1 protein-coding gene is annotated in these 1,120 nt (G+C 62.1%); it reads right to left on the reverse strand.

The features are described from left to right. Nucleotides 1–465, reverse strand: a 465-nt coding sequence (locus EN742_RS35635) for a DEAD/DEAH box helicase (RefSeq protein WP_348632878.1), incomplete at its 3' end; no start/stop codon positions are given. Between the last annotated feature and the right edge of the window lie 655 nt (nt 466–1,120).

The raw sequence follows: 1,120 nt of genomic DNA on the forward strand, positions 1-1,120 counted from the left end.
CGTCACCACCGAGATGCCCTTCAGGGGGCGCTGCAGGATGCCGTGCATGGTGGCCGCGCCGAGCAGCAGCGTTTCCTGGCGGCCGCGCAGATGCAGGATACGGTCGGTGAAGATGTGGCCACGCTCGAGGTCGCCGGCAAGCTGCACCTCGTCGATGGCGACGAAGGCCGCATCGGTCTCGCGCGGCATCGCCTCCACCGTGCAGACCGAATATCTGGCGCCCGCCGGTTGGATCTTCTCCTCGCCGGTGATCAGCGCCACCTTGTGGACGCCGACCTTCTCGCAGACGCGCGCATAGACCTCGCGCGCCAGGAGCCTGAGCGGCAGGCCGATGACGCCGCTCTCATGCGCCACCATGCGCTCGATGGCGAGGTGGGTCTTGCCGGTGTTGGTGGGTCCAAGCACGGCCGTCACGTCGCGGCCGGAAAGGATCAACGGCTGGGGGTGTTTCGGCTGGACGTTCATCGGCCCGGAAATAGACTTTCTGCCGCTCGTAGTCGGGGGCGCGCCGGCGATGGCGCGTGTGACAGCCGACACATAGGGATTTCGAGCGCGAAGCGAAAGCGGAATGTTCCGCCGTCGGTCTCCATGGGTCGCGTGGGGGGGCGAAATCCGCTCCCGATTAACGGTTGGAACGAGTCTGGAACGAATCGGCGACGAATCGCTGACTCGCCGAAGTTCATGGTTTGTTCATGGCTACATGTGGATTTTTTGACGATGAGTCTCACCATATGCTGAATCGCTTGATTGGCCCGTTTCATGCAGGACGAACGCGAGTCGCGCGTCGCCGTTAACCTTTGCCGATGAACGACCGACGTTGTTCGTCTGGCCTCGGCCAAGATTATGAAATTCTTGACGTTTCCTAACGGGCCTTAATCTTTCGGGTACGTTTCTCGGCCCTCGGCGTTAACGTTCCGGCCCAAAGCCGGAACGAATCGGCGACGAATCAGCGATGTCGGGATTTTCTTGGTTTGTTCACCCCAACATGTTGTGTCGCAGGGAGGTTTTCCACCGAGAATCCACAGGTTGGGCACATGCTTTTGCACAGGCCGCGCGCGAGCCATTAACCTTTGCGTGCCGGAGCGGGGCAAAGGCGTCGCGCGAGGGGCCCGCACAGCGG

Source organism: Mesorhizobium sp. M4A.F.Ca.ET.020.02.1.1 (genome assembly GCF_004022645.1).
Taxonomy (GTDB): Bacteria; Pseudomonadota; Alphaproteobacteria; order Rhizobiales; family Rhizobiaceae; genus Mesorhizobium.